Annotated in this window: 1 tRNA gene; it reads right to left on the reverse strand. The window is 37.9% G+C overall.

The features are described 5' to 3' along the window. Nucleotides 1–300: 300 nt before the first annotated feature. Nucleotides 301–374 (reverse strand) — tRNA-Arg (locus tag OEV82_RS09300). Nucleotides 375–767: the final 393 nt, after the last annotated feature.

Below are 767 nucleotides of genomic sequence, written 5' to 3' on the forward strand. Positions count from 1 at the left end.
CCTGACAGTCTTTTAATCCTGGGATATTCATGATAGAATTCATAGTACACGCAACTCCATTCTTTTTGCTTGTTTCTGGACAATTCAAGTATAAAAGAATGACGGGGTTGCGTGTCTTTTTTTTGACCAAAATTGTATGAAAACCCCAACATTTATTATAGAGCCGAACCAAAAAATTTTTTTAGTTTCAAATGTTTATATAGGAGAAACTGATCGGTGACCTTTCTTCTTTTATTAAAGAACAAAGGGATTCTAATCAAAGATATAAAATCTATGATAGAATCCCTTTTCATTAGTTAGCGTCCCAGGAGAGATTCGAACTCCCGACCGACGGCTTAGAAGGCCGTTGCTCTATCCAGCTGAGCTACTGGGACACGGTATAAGGTTATGAATTTGGTGACTCTTTAGTATTTTTGTTTTCTGTCGTCCCAATCTCGGAAAGTTTATTCAAGGATGTGGCTCGATTGGTACGCTGTAGTTGATTCGGAGAAACTTACTCAATCGTGCTCTATCCAGCTGAGCTACTGGGACATGGTATAAGCTTATTAAATTGGTTACTCTTTAGTATTTTTGTTTTTTGTCGTCCCAATCTCGGAAAGTTAATTCAAAGATGTGGCTCGATTGGTACGCTGTAGTTGATTCGGAGAAGCTTACTCAATCGTGCTCTATCCAGCTGAGCTACTGGGACATGGTATAAGCTTATTAAATTGGTTACTCTTTAGTATTTTTGTTTTTCGTCGTCCCAATCTCGGAAAGTTAATTCAAAG

It is taken from the genome of Pallidibacillus thermolactis (assembly GCF_025660415.1).
Classification (GTDB): Bacteria; Bacillota; Bacilli; order Bacillales; family Caldibacillaceae; genus Pallidibacillus; species Pallidibacillus thermolactis.